This is a genomic window from Jannaschia donghaensis, from assembly GCF_001403795.1.
Classification (GTDB): Bacteria; Pseudomonadota; Alphaproteobacteria; order Rhodobacterales; family Rhodobacteraceae; genus Jannaschia; species Jannaschia donghaensis.
Window position 1 is genome coordinate 1 of the sequence record NZ_CXSU01000011.1, and the last position, 1,140, is coordinate 1,140.

The 1,140-nt window shown below is 56.0% G+C and carries 2 protein-coding genes; one reads left to right on the top strand and one right to left on the bottom strand.

The genetic code is table 11. The features are described from left to right. A partial coding sequence (locus JDO7802_RS18390; protein WP_144430524.1) for a hypothetical protein occupies window positions 1–400 on the top strand: 400 nt, incomplete at its 5' end. A gap of 141 nt (window positions 401–541) precedes the next feature. On the opposite strand, the gene JDO7802_RS18195 is transcribed toward JDO7802_RS18390, so the two are convergent. Next, a partial coding sequence (locus JDO7802_RS18195; protein ID WP_083481025.1) for a protein-methionine-sulfoxide reductase heme-binding subunit MsrQ occupies window positions 542–1,140 on the bottom strand: 599 nt, incomplete at its 5' end.

The window sequence follows — 1,140 nt, forward strand, 5'->3', positions numbered from 1 at the left end:
TTCAGTTTCAAAAGAAACCGAAACCCTCCAAACAGTGAAGCTGACACCAAATCATCGGACCGAAACCCTATTGGCGCGATATACAAACGTTCTGATCCATCGAACTGAACCAAACCGCCCACATATCTCTTCAGATATTAGCAATGTAAAAGAGCTAGAGGCAAAATCTTCAGGAAGCGCCAAACTCTCCGGCGCGACCCGCTTCAAGTACCTCAGTATGTCGTTCCATCCAACCCTTCCGACTTTCGCCGTCCAGAGCCTTCCGGCTACCGTGGCGCTCGTCTGCACCGCCGGTGAGAGGGGATTTACGTATCACGCCCCGGACCCGCAAGGGCTTTCCGACGAAAAAGTTAAACTTTCAGATCGAACCGGAGAATACCCTTTGTATTCCGTATGTTGAGACGCAAATTTTTGCCTCCATATCCGGACATCCCCGGTTCGGCCTGACCCTGCGACGCTCCGTTACAGCTCTGTTTCTTGCGCGAAGCCGCCGTTTACCTACGTGGAAGTTACGTGAACGTCCGTTTTCGCTCACGATCATCTACCAACGGCGAATCCACACGAGTCGCATAACGACGAGGCCCACGGCGACAGCGAGGTAAATCAGCGACTCGGTGGTCCAGACCTTCTCCTGCATGACATAGTGAATGCCGCCCAGGATCACGGCTGGATAGACAAGGCGGTGCAGACGGCCCCAGGCTTGCGCGCCCATCCGGCGGATCGCCCCCTGCCAAGATGTCGCCGCCAGCGGGATGAGCAGGACGAAGGCCACGAAACCGACTGCAAGGTACGGCCGCTTCACAATCTCCGCTCCGATAAGGCCCCAGCGCATTCCAAGATCCAGGAAAAGCCAGACCATGAAGTGAATGGTCAGAAACCCGAAGGCGAGAAGTCCAAGCGGTTTGCGAAATTTCGTCAGGTTGATCCGCGCAAACCGAAGGATCGGTGTGATGCACAGTGATGCCAGCAGAAACCGCAACGACAATGTACCGAAATCATGGCTCAGCCTCTCGACGGGATCGATCGCTCCAAGCCCTTCCCAGATCGCAAAGGCCCCAAGCAGAATTCCGAAAAGATACACGGGCCATTTCGGCACCCGCCTCGCCACGCCGGAAATCCGGGGCGCTATGGCGGTTGCGG